At 50.2% G+C, this 15432-nt stretch carries 8 protein-coding genes and 2 pseudogenes; 5 read left to right on the top strand and 5 right to left on the bottom strand.

Translation table 11 applies throughout. The features are described from left to right. The first annotated feature begins 40 nt into the window (after window positions 1–40). The gene (locus FLM52_10960) at window positions 41–1771 is read left to right on the top strand and encodes a ubiquinone-dependent pyruvate dehydrogenase (protein ID NVN56303.1); all 1731 of its coding nucleotides are present in this window, start codon (window positions 41–43) and stop codon (window positions 1769–1771) included. Between the two features lie 452 nt (window positions 1772–2223). Next, complete coding sequence (locus tag FLM52_10955; protein NVN56302.1) at window positions 2224–2619, top strand: transposase; 396 nt, start codon at window positions 2224–2226, stop codon at window positions 2617–2619. Window positions 2620–2683: 64 nt separating this feature from the next. On the opposite strand, the gene FLM52_10950 is transcribed toward FLM52_10955, so the two are convergent. Both FLM52_10950 and FLM52_10945 read right to left on the bottom strand, forming a co-directional pair. Further along, window positions 2684–3819, bottom strand: a protein-coding gene (locus FLM52_10950) for an IS3 family transposase (GenBank protein NVN56301.1) whose coding sequence is annotated in 2 segments (ribosomal slippage) — window positions 2684–3546 and window positions 3546–3819 — 1137 coding nt in all. Because the reading frame shifts where the segments join, the coding sequence is not laid out codon by codon here. Between the two features lie 1570 nt (window positions 3820–5389). Continuing rightward, window positions 5390–6534 (bottom strand): annotated as a pseudogene (locus tag FLM52_10945) (IS3 family transposase). A gap of 869 nt (window positions 6535–7403) precedes the next feature. On the opposite strand from FLM52_10945, the gene FLM52_10940 reads away from it, so the two are divergent. After that, complete coding sequence (locus FLM52_10940) at window positions 7404–9641, top strand: polysaccharide biosynthesis tyrosine autokinase (GenBank protein NVN56300.1); 2238 nt, start codon at window positions 7404–7406, stop codon at window positions 9639–9641. A gap of 25 nt (window positions 9642–9666) precedes the next feature. Here the strand turns inward: FLM52_10940 and FLM52_10935 are convergent. Further along, window positions 9667–10356, bottom strand: a pseudogene (locus FLM52_10935) (transposase). A 101-nt stretch (window positions 10357–10457) separates the two neighbouring features. Here FLM52_10935 and FLM52_10930 point away from each other — a divergent pair. Beyond that, complete coding sequence (locus tag FLM52_10930; protein NVN56299.1) at window positions 10458–11732, top strand: sugar transferase; 1275 nt, start codon at window positions 10458–10460, stop codon at window positions 11730–11732. Window positions 11733–11861: 129 nt separating this feature from the next. On the opposite strand, the gene FLM52_10925 is transcribed toward FLM52_10930, so the two are convergent. Together FLM52_10925 and FLM52_10920 are read right to left on the bottom strand one after the other, a co-directional pair. Beyond that, a complete protein-coding gene (locus tag FLM52_10925; protein NVN56298.1) occupies window positions 11862–12854 on the bottom strand; it encodes an IS30 family transposase in 993 nt (330 codons plus the stop codon). 117 nt (window positions 12855–12971) lie between these two features. Continuing rightward, entirely contained in the window at window positions 12972–13976 is a 1005-nt protein-coding gene (locus tag FLM52_10920) for an IS30 family transposase (protein ID NVN56297.1), read from the bottom strand. Between the two features lie 120 nt (window positions 13977–14096). On the opposite strand from FLM52_10920, the gene FLM52_10915 reads away from it, so the two are divergent. Further along, complete coding sequence (locus FLM52_10915) at window positions 14097–15398, top strand: oligosaccharide flippase family protein (protein ID NVN56296.1); 1302 nt, start codon at window positions 14097–14099, stop codon at window positions 15396–15398. The last annotated feature ends 34 nt before the right edge of the window (window positions 15399–15432 follow it).

Genomic DNA, 15432 nt, shown 5'->3' with positions numbered 1-15432 from the left:
ATCCTGACCCGAAAGTTCACCGGAAAAGGAAAGCACCTACATGGCACTAACTACATCTTCGTCAGCATCCGTCTCCGAGATCATCGTCGACTCACTGCTTGAGGCCGGCGCCAAGCGTTGCTACGGCATCGTGGGTGACACCATCAACCACTTCACCGACGCCATTCGGCGCTCCGAGATGGAGTGGGTGCATGTGCGGCACGAGGAGGTGGCCGGTTTCGCGGCAGGGGGCGAGTCCTTTATCAGTGGCGAGCTTTCCTGCTGTGCCGGTACCTGTGGGCCGGGCAGCACGCACTTTCTGAATGGCCTGATCGAATCACATCGCAATGGCGCGCCGGTGGTGTTCATTGCCTCGCAGATCGATACCAGCGAGATGGGCGTCGGCTTCCCGCAGGATGTCGATCAAAAGGCGCTCTATTCCCAGTACTGCGTGTTCTGCGAGTACCTGACCAACCCCGAGAATGCCCGCCGCATGGTCGCCATCGCGGCGCAGAAGGCGCTGGCGGAAGGCGGGGTCGCGGTGCTGATCGTCCCGGGGGATCTGTTCACCCAGAAGCCCAAGGGCTCGCTGCCGTGGCGTGCCCATCGCTTTACGCCGGTGATTCGTCCCGGCGAGCAGGAGCTGGCCGCCGTGGCCGAGGCGCTGAATGCGCCGGGCAAGGTCTCGATCTATGCCGGCATCGGCTGTCAGCATGCGCAGGAGGAAGTGCTGGCGCTGGCACGACGACTCAAGGCGCCAATAGCCTGGACGTCGCGTGCCAAGGACTTCATCGAGCCCGATAACGAGCTCGAAGTCGGCATGACCGGCGTATTCGGGCTGCAGGGCGGCTACGAGGCCGTCGCGGATTGTGACACCTTGCTGCTGCTCGGTTGCAGCTTCGCCTGGACCCAGTTCTATCCGGACAAGGCGACGGTGATTCAGGTCGATATCGACCCCGGCAAGATTGGGCTGCGTCATCCGGTGGACTTCGGTGTGGTTGGCAGCGCCAAGGACACCTGCGCGGCGCTACTGACAAGGGTGGACCCGCGTGATGATCGTGGCTGGCTCGACAGCTGCCGCAAGAAGTATCTCGAGGCTCGCGATGAAGCCGCCGTCACATCTGATGATGACCACCTGATTCACCCGCAGGAACTGACTCTGTCGCTGGACCGTTATGCAAGCCAGGACGCCGTGTTCACTGCCGATGGCGGTAGCCCCATGGTGTGGTGCCTGCGCCACATTCGGGCCAACGGCAAGCGCCGCACGCTGCCGAGTCTGATGCATGGCACCATGGCAAACGCCTATCCTCAGGCCATCGGCATCCAGAAGGCCTACCCGCAGCGTCAAGTGATCGCCATGTGTGGCGATGGCGGCCTTGCCATGCTGATGGGGGACCTGCTGACCCTCAAGCAGGAGAAGATCCCGCTCAAGATCGTCATCTTCAACAACAGCACACTTGGCTTCGTGGAGCTCGAGCAGAAGGTGGATGGCATTCTGGATAGCTATACCGAACTTGAGAACCCCGACTTCTCGCTGCTGGCGCAATCCATGGGGCTGTGGGGGCGTCGCGTCGAGGAGAAGCACGAGTTGGATGAGGCGGTGCAGAGCCTGCTGGCTCAGGAAGGCCCCGGCATTCTCGAGGTCAAGGTCAACCGTATGGAACTGGTGATGCCGCCGCATATCGAGGCCGGCCAGGTCGCCTCCACCGCACTCTACTCCGCCAAGGCAGTGCTCAATGGCCGCATGGATGATGTGGTCGACCTGGTGCGCAACAACTTCACCAAGCGCTGAGCAAATAACATGAGCCGGTAAACTGCTCAGTTATCTGTACGAAGCTGATGCGAAAGAAGGCCCCGATCCTGTGGATCGGGGCCTTCTTGTGAGTGCAGCTATCGCACTATTACGTATGTCAGCTCTTTACGTAGACCGCCGCGCGGCAAAGACCATCTCATGGCGTCGTTCACTTCCAGACCAGGGAAGCGAAGCCGCGCCAGTAGTCATCCATGTCGCGATAGCTGGTCATGTCATACAGGCTGAACTTACGATTGAGGCTATGGGGGTTGGCATATCTACCATGAAATATTGAGATCGAAGACCTCAGGGTGAGCGCACAAGAAAAGCTCCGCCAGCAGGTGAAGCTCTCACAGCGGAGCAGCGTGAGATCCAAGAGCTGAAGCGCAAGCTTCTACGAGTGAAGGACGAGATGGAAATATTAGGTGTTCAGTCCCGAGGTGTAACGGTCTATGGTATCAACCGATATCGGAGGAGGACTCAAGGCTCGAGTCCCACAACCGCACCGGTTCGACGTGGTCTGCCATCGACATGGCATCGAATATCGCCTGATACGTCCTATCCATCCGTGGACCAACGGGCAGGTTGAACGGATAAACCATACGATCAAGGAAGCCCTCGCCCGTAGCTTCCATTATGCGACCTTAGGAGAGCTTAGCGCCCATCTAAAGGACTATCTTTGGGGCTATAACAGTGCTCGATCGCTGCGAGCGCTCAAGGGGAAACGTCCTTTGGTTTCATTCTCGAACGTTGGCAAGACGATCTTGAGCGATTCTATCAACATCCCATCCTATTTTCCGGGACCATACACAGCACTTGTATCAAGTATTTGGGGTAGGCCGCAGTGAAGTGGACCCCATCCATTGGACCACCTGACGGGTCGTCTAAGCTCGGATCAGGTCATCATCGGCGTCAGGCCGCCTGGGTCAGTGGTTGAGAGAAGTACACTTCATCAGGTGTAGCATCGTCTAGCCCTTGGTGGGGCCGCTCCGTGTTGTACCAAGCGAAGTAACGCTTCAGATCCCTTCGCAAGTGGGCGCCGCTCTCGAAAGCCTTCAGGTAAACGCACTCATACTTCACACTGCGCCAGAGTCGTTCCACGAATATGTTGTCCTGATAGCGTCCCTTGCCGTCCATGCTGATCCGGACATCATGGGCTTCCAGAACTTCGGTGAACGACTGGCTGGTGAACTGACAGCCTTGATCTGTATTGAATATCTCGGGCTTTCCATAGCACGCCAGGGCTTCCTCCAAAGCATCGATACAGAAGTCTGTATCCAGGGTGTTGGAGACCCGCCAGGCCAACACGCGACGGCTGTGCCAGTCCATGATGGCCACCAGGTACATGAACCCGCGCGCCAAAGGAATATAGGTGATATCAGTCGCCCATACCTGATTGGGACGGTCGATGACTCGCCCTCGCAGCAAGTAAGGATAGATCCGATGTCCCGTGCCTGGCCGACTGGTGCATGGCTTCGGATAAATAGCCTGTAGCCCCATCCCGCGCATTAGTCGCTGAACGCGCTTGCGGCTCACTGCGTGTCCCAGGCGATTGAGGTAGGCTGACATCCGTCGTGAGCCATAGACCGGTGTGCGCAGATGTTCCGCGTCGATCAGACGCATTAGCTCCAGATCATAGGCCCGTAGCGCCTTGCGCTGATAGTACATCGAGAAGCGACTGATACCGAGTAGCTGGCACTGACGCCGGAGGCTGATGTCGGGCGCCTGCGGCTCGACCAGTGCCACGCGCTGGGCCCGGCTCAACGACCGAGCCCGCGTGACAAAAAATCCCGTTCCACCGTCAGCTTGCCGATCTCGCGGTAGAGTGTATCGATCTCCTCCTGGGTCTTCTGGGCGGTTTTTCCGGAACTCTTGCTCTCGAAGACGCCGGTGGCGTTGTCCAGCAGTTCGCGTTTCCACTGACTCACCATGGTGGGGTGGATCTCGAAGTGGGCCGCGATCTCCGACGTGGACTGTTCTCCCTTGAGGGCGGCGAGGGCTACCTTGGCTTTGAACTCACCGCTGTACTGTCGACGTTTCCTGCTCATGATCAAGCTCTCCTGGTCGGTCTGATCAGAGCTTAGCGCCTGGTCCGCATTCCGGGGACCACTTCACAGCAGCTACAGGGCCTGACGTAATTGCGGTAAAAAACCCTTGCGAGATGGAGAAAAGCCTGCAATTTCAGGTTGTCTAGACATGTGTTGTCAGCCATGGTTTGCCGACGCTTGCGCATTGCCAAAATGGGCACGCAGACTGGAACATCGTTGAGTCGTTATCGAGTCAGTAGGCGGATGGAGCTGGTGAGCACGAAGCCACCATGCGATCACCAGGTGCATAAGTGACAAATCAAAAGGGATTGTGCATAATCGTTGCCTTATTGCTCGTTTACAGGGTGCGAGCGTGAGAGGAGACTGATAGTCTCCTTAACTCATACTGGGAAAGAAGCACGATGGGCGGGAAGAGGAGCGCGGCACATTTTGCTTTACATTGCGCGCCCATGGCACCCTCCTCAGCTATCCATAACAGAGAGGAGCTTGGTCCGTCTGTCCTTGAAAGGCGGATGTGGCGTTCAGAGCAAGATCTGTAGAGGACGATCGCCTATTCATATTGTCAAGGGGCCTAGCTGCTTGCAGCAGCCAACTTAGTTTTGATGTTTGATTACTAAAGACAATGTATGTTTTGTTAAGGTGAAAGTTGAAGTAGGAGATTGCAGGCAGTACATCAACTCTCAGAGATCGTAATAATAAAATTTAGTTTAAGATGTGCTCGGCATTTGCTGATGGGGTATGTTTCAAGTTGGGTTTTCGCAACATATCGGTATTGATACCCAAGGGTTACGCTTTGGAGGAGTGCATTGGGATGTACAATGCTTTGATAAGTATGTATGCACTCAGTTGCCTGCTCTGCCCCATACGTAGAGTGCAGTTGTGTAGTCAACTCAGGTGGCACCTTATAAGCTAGGATTTTTATGAGCTATAGCTAACTTATGTCTCGATTATCTTGGAAAGCGCTGCTCGTGTCACCCCCTTTATAATGAGGCTCATCATGTGGTACCATCCTCCATTGAAAGCGAAAATATTTTGAGTTTTATAGATGCTGATTTTTACTTTGATTTCAGAAAGCCTTTAAGTAAGTGAGATTATATTACATATTAGGGCTGTTTCTGTGAGAGAGCAGCTCAGTCACGCCAGTGCTGATAGGGCGTGATAGGGCCTTGGGATAAGAGCCGTCATATATCTCAGGGCGGTAGCGTGTCTGGCTTCCGCAGCACTTTCTGTGTGGGCTAGGTGGTTAGCCCAGGGGATAATGGTCCATGGTGTGAACCTTTATCAAAGGAGGATCAAAGGCTCAAGTATTTAAAAAACGCGCCAAGACCATGCACGCCATCCGAAAAGACATGCAGCGATCGTCAGCTTCGATCGCGGAGTTGAGCCGTCGCTATAACCTTAATCCTAAAACGGTGCGTAAATGGCGCTATCGCCATTCCGTGGAAGATGAACGCATGGGCGCAAGCAACCAAACTCTACCTCTTTGACAGATCTTGAGGAGACTGCTGCGATCACCTTCGGCGCACCATGTAGTGGTCAAGTGTTTTTTGGCCACCGAGCTTTGAGCATTCCAGTAGTTCTTTTCTGCCAAGTTCGGTGGTAACCGATCGTTATGCTTGTGCGGCCTGAGCCTGCTGTAGTAGCCGATCATATAATCAGTGACAGATCGCTTCGCCGCAGCAACATCGGGATAGCCGATCTCTGGTATCCATTCCGTTTTCAGGCTTCTGAAGAAGCGCTCTGTTGGGGCATTGTCCCAGCAATTGCCACGGCGACTGAGACTCAGCGTCATTCGGTAGCGCCAGAGCATCTGCCGAAATGCCCGGCTGGTGTACTGGCACCCCTGGTCCGAATGAAATAGGATATTCTGTGGCTCTCCACGCGATTCGTAGGCCATGGTCAGCGCCTTTTTTACCAACTCCGTGTTCGGCGATAGGGACAATGCCCACCCCACGGGTTTACGAGCATACAAATCGATGACGACTGCCAGATAAGCCCAGCGTGCCCCTGTCCAAATATTATAGGTAATGTCGCCGGTCCATACCTGATTAGGCTCCTTTACATCGAACTCCCGATCAAGAACATTCGGTATATCAAGGTGTGGCTGATCAGCCTTCTTGTAGGCGTGCCTCGGCGGCTGCGAACTCATCAGCCCCAGCTGCTTCATCCGCCTGCTGGCCCGATAACGACTCAACTGTATTCCTGCCTGCGTGACCATTTTTGCAATGCTGCGAGCGCCGGCAGAGCCGTTACTGACGGTATGCGCCTCGACAACCTGATCCAGCAGCTTCTGCTCAGTCTCACAAGGTCTTCTATCCCGACTACGCCAAGCCCGGTAGCTACTGCGATGCACCCCAAACACCTGACACAAGTGCTGCACCGCGTAGCTCTCTTCAAGTCGCTCGATTATCGAGAATTGCTCAGGGAGTCCGACATCAAGAGAGCGGTAGCCTTTTTTAATATTGCCTTCTCTTCTTCCACTCGCCGCAGCTTGCGCTTCAGTTCCTGGATCTCACGCTGTTCCGGCGTCAGAGCCTCACCTTTCAGCGGCGCCTTGCCTGCCCGCTCAGCGCGAAGCCTGCGAACCCAATACTCCATGGTGGATTTGCCAACCCCCATGGCCTCACACGCCGCCTTCAGCGTGTAGCCCTGGTCGACCACGAGCTGGGCCGCTTCCAAGCGAAATTCTGGGCTAAACGTTCTCTTCTTCGTCATCATCTGCACCTGATTGTCTCTGTGAGCCATCATACACTCAAAGTCAGGTGGCCAGATTCACTGTGCCACTACACCACCTGGCTCGCCTGTATGCGCATCACGGTATCAATCAGATACCTCGTCAATCCCTGAAACGAGGGACAAACCATCCTTCAAACATTACCCGATCGGTTACCTACATATAGACATCTGTGAAGTCCGTATCGATGAAGGTAAGGCGTATTTGTTCGTGGCGGTCGATCGTACCTCCAAATTCGTACATGCCCGGCTTTAACGGCAGGCCAAGCGGGAACAGGCCGCTGAGTTTCTCGAAGATACGCTGTAACAGCTACCGTATCGGGCCCACACCGTGCTGCCAGACAACTGTGCGCAATTCGCTAAGCGACGCGGAACAGAAACCAACAAGCCACACTGGTTCGGCGTGGTCTACCATCGACATGGCATCGAACATCGCCTGATATGTCCTTTCCATCCTTGGACAAACGGGTAGGTTGAACGGATAAAAAAATACGATCAAGGAAGCCACTCCCGCAGCATCCATTATGCAACCTTAGAAGAGCTTAGTGTCCACCTAAAGGACTATCTTTGGGCATTATAACAATGCTCGGCGCTCTGCGAGCGCTCAAGGGGGAAATACCCATTGGTTTCATTCTTGAGCGTTGGCAAGATGATCCTGAGCGATACTATCAACATCTCATCTACTACTTTCTGGGACCCATACACCTAGTTCTGAGTATAATATGAGCGTAATGCTTTACAGATAAACTCAGGTGTTGCACTCAGAATCTGCGGGCAAGCAAGCCTACCTCTTTCTTAATTACCAACTATTACTAGCTCTCATAAGAGCAGATATACTTGAAGGGTGTAATATGAATAAAAATCAAAATTATTATAAAACCACGAGCGGGGTGCAAGATTCTGCCAGACGTGACACAGATGAGGATGTTATTGATCTGGGGCGTTTGTTTGGCATCCTGATCGACCACAAGGTATGGATATTTGCGACCACAGCTCTGTTTGCCATTCTAGCGCTGATCTATAGCGCAATATTCACGCCTATACCAGCCTTCAAGGCAGAGGCCAAGATACAAGTTGTGGGTGAAACTTCAAGCAATTCACTAACAAACAACAATCAAAAATTGGTCCAGAAGCCGCTTTCTCAGTCCGAAATTGCGATCGAGAACATTAGATCCCGGGTGCTCTTGAGCCGCGTGATAGACCTGCTCAATCTGGACATCAATGTCACTCCAAAGCGTTTACCGGTATTGGGTAACTTGCTCATGCGGCATGGAGTGGAGCGGCCTAGTTTTGCTCAAGGGTGGGCGAGTACTTGGGCAAACGAGAGCATTACCATAAGTGAAATGCCTATTGATGAGGCCATGATCGGTGATAATTTTACTCTACGTGTTGTTGATGCTGGACATTATGAGCTGCTCAAGGAGGGGGAGCTGCTAGGTAAAGGGAGTATTAATCAACTGAATAGTTTTGTCGATGGTCAGATTCAATTGCGTATAACTTCCTTGCATGCGGCTCCGGGCGCAGAATTTGTGTTAACTCATGCAAGTCGTGCGCAGGTGGTCGACAATTTGCGCAATTCACTTTCCGTAACAGTGGTCGGCGACAACACAGGAATACTGTCATTAACGTTGAATGGTGAGCATCCTCCCAAGCTACAGCGTACCTTGGATGCGATAAGGGATCTATATTATTTACAGAACGTTCAGTTTCAAAGTGAAGAAATTCCCAGCTCTCTCAGTTATTTTGAGAAGCAGTTGCCGAGATTACGGATCCAGCTGGGTAAAGCGGAATCGCGTCTGAAGGCTTTGAGAGCCTCGCATAGTGATGAGAAGGAACTCTCTTTGGAGGCTAAAGTCCTTTTAGATCGCATCATTAATATTGAAGTTCAAGTTAATCAGCTAGAGTTAATGGGGACCGAGCTCGCTAAATATTATATTCCAAGTCAATCAACATATGCCGCATTGTTGGATAGAATAGCACAGCGAGAACGTGAATTAAAAAAGTTGAATGACAGAGTTGAAAAGCTGAGCGACACGGACCAGGAAGCATTACGCCTTTCAGTCAATGTGGCAGTACTTCGAGCAAACTACGTACATTTGTTAAATAAAGTGCAAGAGATAAAAGTCTTCAAGGCTAGCATGATAGGTGATATCAGTATCATGGATGTTGTAGATGTCTCTCCGCAGAACGTTAAGTTAAGCAAAACTATGTTGTTGACTATTGCGATACTAATCGGAGGGATGCTCTCCATAGGGATTATACTATTACGTGTCGGCTTTCGAAGTAGTGTGGAATCGCCAGACCAACTGGAAATGCTGGGTTTATCAGTATACGCTACTATCCCGTTTTCGGGCGTAGAAAGTCAATCAAATCGAAACAAAAAAACCTTATGGAATAAGCGTGCTCAGAAGTTTGATAATAAACTATTGTACATGAGTACCCCTACGGACCTTGCTATAGAGTCGTTACGAGTACTACGTACCAGTCTTCATTTCGCAATGCGCGAATCTAGTTCTAATACGTTAATGGTTGCAGGCCCTAGCTCAGGTATTGGAAAGAGCTTTATTACGGTTAATTTGGCTGCAGTCTGTGCTCAAGCTGGCAAGAAAGTATTGATAGTAGACGCAGATATGCGTAAGGGCCATATACATTCTATTTTTGATGAAAGCTCTGAATGCGGTCTGAGTAACCTGCTTGTAGGACAAAAAGCGCTGGAAGAGGTTATAAGGCCAGTATCTAAACATGAACCACTCTACTATGTAGCACGCGGTAATATCCCTCAAAATCCCTCGGAATTGTTAATGAGAGACAAGTTCAAGGAGTTTTTGGATACAGTTAGTAAGAATTATGATCTAGTAATCATAAATTCTCCACCCATTCTAGAAGTAACTGATGCAGCCGTCATTGGTAAGCTTGTGGGTACTACACTTTTGGTATCACGGTTTGAGGTAAATTCGTCCAAGGAAATAGAGGCCTCGCTGAAGCGGCTAGAAGTTTGTGGAATAACAGTGAATGGCGGGGTTTTAAATGCTGTAGAACGCAAGGCTGCTAACATCTATTCGCAGAGTAGTAGTTGTTATAATATCTAAGGTCATCTATAATTTTAGATATAATCTAGGTTCTATACGAAAAGTCGGCTCGTAGACATCGGAGTATGCAAGCTATGCATACCATCGCATAAAAGCTGCGAGCCAACTTCTCATATCACGTCTCAATGCGACGGAACTCTTTCAGCCAACTGAAAGAGCGCTCTACGATGTACCCAGACGATACATGGGTTTATCGAAACCGTGTGAGAGACCTGGACACGGTTTTCGTTTCATCTCTTGGTGAGCGATGATCGGCTTGATTCGAACGCAATCTCAGTAACGGCGCAACTCATCACTGTCATAGCCCTTGTCTGCCACGATGTCGCGGCAATGTTTTAGTGGCCGGATGAGATTCCCCAGCAGACCCCTTTGTTTGCTTCCACCCTCGGAGGCATGTGCTGCACGAACAGTAGTTGAGCCGATCATCCAGGTTTTCAGATCCATCAGCCTATCTTCGTGAAGCCGTAGTTGGAGACGCGACAAGACCGTCTCAAAAATGACCTCATCACGCCCTGTCGAAACCCGGCGTAGACAGTACACCAATGGCCATGATTAACGGAAAGGTGCGCCACTTGGCGCCAGAGCAGAGGGCCCAAAAGATGCCGTTCAGCATCTGCCTGTCATCTTTCTTGGGCCTGCCCATCGCTTGGTCCAATGACACAATGTCTTCGATCAATTGCTATTGGCTATCAGAGACTTCGTAGCGTCCTGTCATACCGCACCTATACTGGATGTGTATGGACCACATTAGCAAAAAGGCTTTTCGTACAAAACCTAATACCGTAGGGACATGTCATGAAAGAGGTGAGCACTGCAATGGAGCATCAACGTCGCTATTCACGACATTATGAACGATTATTAGCTAGCAAAAGGCTACAAACATGTTTTGGTGTATTGTTGGTTGTTATTTTACCGGCCATGTACCGTTGGGGTATTGATTTTTGGAATACTTCCACATCTGCGCAGTGGAATGCTATATTGGGGACAGCAGCTTCCTTTTCATTATCAATAAAGCTAATAAATCGCCTTTGTCAATTGCCAGGGACACGATCTTTCACGTATGTGATTCCAACAGTTGCAGCATCCTATACATTACTTGTTGTCATCTGTGGTATGCTAGACATTGAGGTATCACGCCTTCAGGTGGGAATTTCCTTTGCATTGGCTATCATCTTTGGTGGTACTTTCTACTATATCGACAGTAAGGTGAATACCAAACGTATGGCAGTAGTGCCATTTGGCAAGGCATCAGTATTGTGCAGTGATCAGAGCAAATCAGTGTATTGGTATCAAATGGAATCACCAACTCTCGCAGGCATGAAGCGAATCGATGCAGTAGTCGCGGACTTGCATGCTGACCTCCCTGAAGAGTGGCAGCGTTTTCTTGCCGATTGCACGATACACCGTATTCCGGTGTATCACGCCACCCAGGCACATGAAATGATTACCGGTAAGGTACTGTTGGATCATCTCTATGCCAATGAGTTTGGTTCACTCACCCCGCGTGAAGACTATGAAGTCATCAAGCGCGGCATGGACATTTTCGCTGCCCTGATCCTTATTCCGTTGCTGGCTCCCGTCATGCTATTGACTGCACTTGCCATTCGTCTGGATAGCCCTGGTAAAGCGCTATTCTGTCAGCAGCGTATGGGATTCCATTGTCGTCCCTTCACAGTTTACAAATTTCGTAGTATGTATACTGACATGAAGGGCACTGGTTTCACCCAAGAAGGCCATGATCCTCGTATCACCCGTGTTGGGCACTTCATTCGTAAATGTCGCTTGGATGAACTTCCTCAATTATTCAACGTATTAAAGGGCGACATGAGCATGATAGGCCCGCGTCCAGAATCAATGAGTTTGACAAAATGGTATGAGAAAGATGTGCCATTCTTTCATTATCGGCATGTTGTACGACCCGGAATTACTGGTTGGGCACAAGTTGAACAGGGATATGCAGCTGAAATTGATGGTATGGTAGAGAAGTTAGAATACGATTTTTACTACATTAAGAATTTTTCTTTATGGTTAGATATACTAGTAATAATGCGTACAGTTCGCATTGTTCTTACTGGCAAAGGTAGTCGTTAATCGTCGTTATATTTTTTATTGCACTCTGTGTTGATTTTAAATAGTTGATGATTGCGATACCTACGTATGTTAAAGTCTTATAGATAGATTTGTTTTAAGATTAATGACGGCGGTCTCAAGTTCCTGAATTCAAGCAATAAGCGCAGCACCTGCAGTATCCAGCCCTCCTGAGTATTCCCCTAGAAACACCTGCGCCGGTGTCCGGTAGCCGAGTCGCTTTCGAGGACGGTCATTCAGCTTTTCGACCACCTTGCGTAGCTCTGCATTGCTGACCTGACGAAAATCCGTTCCTTTGGGGAAGTACTGCCGTATCAGGCCATTCGTATTCTCGTTGGTCCCACGCTGTCCAGAGCAGTAGGGATCGCAGAAGTACATCGCCGCCGTCACGGCCTTGGCCACCGCTTCGTGGCCAGCGAATTCCGATCCATTGTCCAGTGTGATCGTCTGGACCGCTCCCCGACGCGGCTTCAACAAGCGGATCATGGCTGCTTGTGTCAACTCGGCCGAGATCTTGGGCAATCGTGCCGCCAGTAAATAGCCACTGCGACGCTCGACCAGCGTGACAAGGCCTGATTGCTTGTGCCCCTGTATCACGGTATCGCCCTCCCAGTGGCCGATGAAGCGCCGGTCATCAATCTCATCTGGGCGGTGCTCGATACCGACTCGATTGGGGATCTTGCCCAACCCGGCGCTCTTGGCGTGCGTGCGGTGCTTATTGCGGCGTTTAGGCTGACGGAGATGCCGCCAAAGGTCACCACCCCGTGCCTTGTCGTCCCAGATCAAGGAGTAGATCCATTGATGACTGACACTAACGCCAGCCAAGGGCGCCATGAAGCCACTGATTTGCTGTGGGCTCCACTCCTCACGTAGCCGATCGGCAACGGCGGCCATCATGCCTGGAAGGCGCTTTGTCCACTTGTTAGCAGTGCGGCGCCGATGATCACTGAGTATCTGAGCCTGCTCGGGATCATAGCCATTAGCGGTGGCGTTACGGCGAATTTCACGGCTGATCGTGCTGCTGTGGAGGTTCAGCTCCCTGCCGATCTGGCGCTGGCTCATGCCCAAGTCATAACGGGCGTGGATCTGATATCGTTGGGTCTGGGTCAGCTGTCGGTATTCCATACTCTGCTTCACTTTGGTCGGTGAGCCGAGAAGGGTACCGGCGCTGGCCCTCCTGCCTCTACCGTGCGGTCCAAAGTGCTGCGGTTATTCTATGAATCCAGGGTTCCAAGCGCAACGCTATTGAAGGGTGCTCGGACCGCCGACGGATTTCTTGAGCATCTCGGCGTAGACTTTCAGTGGGGTTCGCCAGTCCAGTGTCTGGCGAGGCCGTGTGTTCAGTGAGTCGGCGATCTCGTCGAGCTCTTCTTGGCTGTAGACGGAGAGATCCGTGCCCTTTGGCAAATACTGCCGCAACAGCCCGTTGGTGTTCTCGTTTGAACCTCGCTGCCAAGGGCTATGCGGGTCAGCGAAGTAGATCGCCGTGCCGGTCTTCTGGGTAATCTCGGCATGTCTCACCATCTCTCTGCCTTGATCGTAGGTCATGGACAAGCGCAGCGATCGCGGCACCTCGTTTAGCTTGTCGCTGAAGCCAACGGCCGCTGCGGTGGTGCCATCCACTTTCGCCAGAATCACCAATCGCGTGGTGCGTTCCACCAGCGTACCGACGGCAGAGCGATTGTTGGCACCGATGATGAGATCGCCTTCCCAGTGGCCAGGCATCAAACGATCTTCGACCTCAGGCGGTCGCGCGTGGATGCTAACCAGACCGGGAATCTGGTTGCGCCGATCCGTGGCACGATTTCGTGGCCGGCGTTTGCCGTTGCCTTGTCGCAGGCAGGCGATAAGTTCCTTTTTGAGGCTGCCGCGGGGCATCACATAGAGCGCGTTGTAGATGGCCTCATGCGAGACCTGTCGACATGAATCGTTGGGAGACATGCGCTTCAGTGTGCGGGCTATCTGTTGCGGTGACCAGTACTTGCGCAGCAGATGGACCACGACTTCAAACAACTCCCTGTCGGGGTGCAGCTTGGGACGCCGACGGGGCCGATGGCGTGTCAGGCGGGCCCGGTAGCCTGCGAGGCTGGCATCGTAGCCATTGATGGAGTGGCGAGCAATTTCTCGCGACACGGTACTCGGTGCACGGCCCAGATGATGGGCGATAGCTCGGATCGAGTGAGTCGCTCTCATCGTCATGATGGCGGCTCGGTCTTCAGCAGAAAGATGGCGATAGCAGTGGTTCATGGCAACACCGTACCTGATGGGTCACGTGTTGCACTTGGTCATTGAGACCGCCGGCGTATAGAGATTTATCAATCGGTTTAGTGCCTTTATTCCGTTGTATTTGCTTATGGAACAGACTTTATGGGATATATCAAGGATGGGTTGTTCAGAAGCAAAATAGTGAAGAATATATTAGCTATGTTAGTAGGAGCTTCCGGTGCGCAATTAATCTCAATGCTTGCTATTCCTATTATAAGTAGACTATTTACTCCCTCTGATATTGGTATGTTAGGTAGTTTTCAATCAATATTGGCAATATTAACACCTATAGCAGGTTTTTCATATCCGGTAGCAATTGTACTAGCTAATAATAGAAGAGAAGCTGCTGGTATGGTTTGGATATCGGTAATGTCTGGAGCAATAATTTCTCTAATTATTATTATTGCCTTAGGCCTAGTAACATTAATCGATCAGTTTACACCGTGGAATATACAAATTGAAACATGGCTATATTTTGTACCATTATTTATTTTTTTTATTACGCTTAATCAAATTTCTGAAAATATATTAATAAAAGAAAACTTCTTTGGTTACATAAGTGGTTCTAACTTTATTTCTAGTTTAGTCGTTAATGGTACTAAAATAGGATTTGGGTTACTTAGTCCAACAGTGTGGGTTTTAATATCAGCAACATTTTTAGGAATATTAACAAAGATAGTTATGCAGGTAAAGCCTGTTAATGAAAATAATTTGATATTTTTTTTAAGACCAACATCTCAGATAAAGCCTATAATTTTAGATCTAGCTAAAAAATATTCTGATTTTCCGATTTATAGAATGCCCGAATCTTTCTTAAGTGCTATGGTTAGAAATCTACCTGTCATAATACTTGCTAGCTTCTTGAGTAGTGCTGCAGCAGGTTATTATGTAATGGCTAAAACGGTCTTAGCGGTGCCTGGGTTTTTGCTAACTAAAGCAGTTGGAGATGTATTTTTCCCTAAGTTTACCGATAAGGTAAAAAAACTAGATAATCCGTTTGATTTTTTAGTTAAGTTCACTATAGCTCTAAGCTTGTTATCCTTGTTACCATATACAATTGTAATGATAGCTGGGCCTGAAATATTTACTTTTGTCTTTGGTATTGAATGGGCTGATTCTGGCTTATACGCACAGTGGATTAGCCTCTGGTTATTCACTGCTTTTAGTGCAGCAGCTTGCACAAGAGCGATAGCGCCATTAAAGTTACAAAAAGTATATTTAATGTATCGTGTTTTTTATCTAGCTTCTACATTAGTAGCTCTGTTTATTGGGATATACTTATTTGAGGATGCTGTTCTTGCTATAGCGATATATTGCATAGTAAGTAGTGTAATGAATATTTTGCTTATGGTGCATGTCCTTTATTATACGTATGGTATAGAAAGGGGAAAAAATGCTAATTAAATATCATTGTCAATAGTGATTTGTATACACTTGC

Source organism: bacterium Scap17 (genome assembly GCA_013376735.1).
Lineage (GTDB): Bacteria > Pseudomonadota > Gammaproteobacteria > Pseudomonadales > Halomonadaceae > Cobetia.
This window is presented reverse-complemented; position numbering and strand designations above follow the sequence as displayed.

Excerpts from the sequence above, each read along its gene's own strand:
- FLM52_10960 (NVN56303.1), top strand. The coding sequence starts at position 41 with ATGGCACTAACTACATCTTCGTCAGCATCCGTCTCCGAGATCATCGTC.
- FLM52_10955 (NVN56302.1), top strand. The coding sequence starts at position 2,224 with ATGGTATCAACCGATATCGGAGGAGGACTCAAGGCTCGAGTCCCACAA.
- FLM52_10940 (NVN56300.1), top strand. The coding sequence starts at position 7,404 with ATGAATAAAAATCAAAATTATTATAAAACCACGAGCGGGGTGCAAGAT.
- FLM52_10930 (NVN56299.1), top strand. The coding sequence starts at position 10,458 with ATGGAGCATCAACGTCGCTATTCACGACATTATGAACGATTATTAGCT.
- FLM52_10925 (NVN56298.1), bottom strand. The coding sequence starts at position 12,854 with ATGGAATACCGACAGCTGACCCAGACCCAACGATATCAGATCCACGCC.
- FLM52_10920 (NVN56297.1), bottom strand. The coding sequence starts at position 13,976 with ATGAACCACTGCTATCGCCATCTTTCTGCTGAAGACCGAGCCGCCATC.
- FLM52_10915 (NVN56296.1), top strand. The coding sequence starts at position 14,097 with ATGGGATATATCAAGGATGGGTTGTTCAGAAGCAAAATAGTGAAGAAT.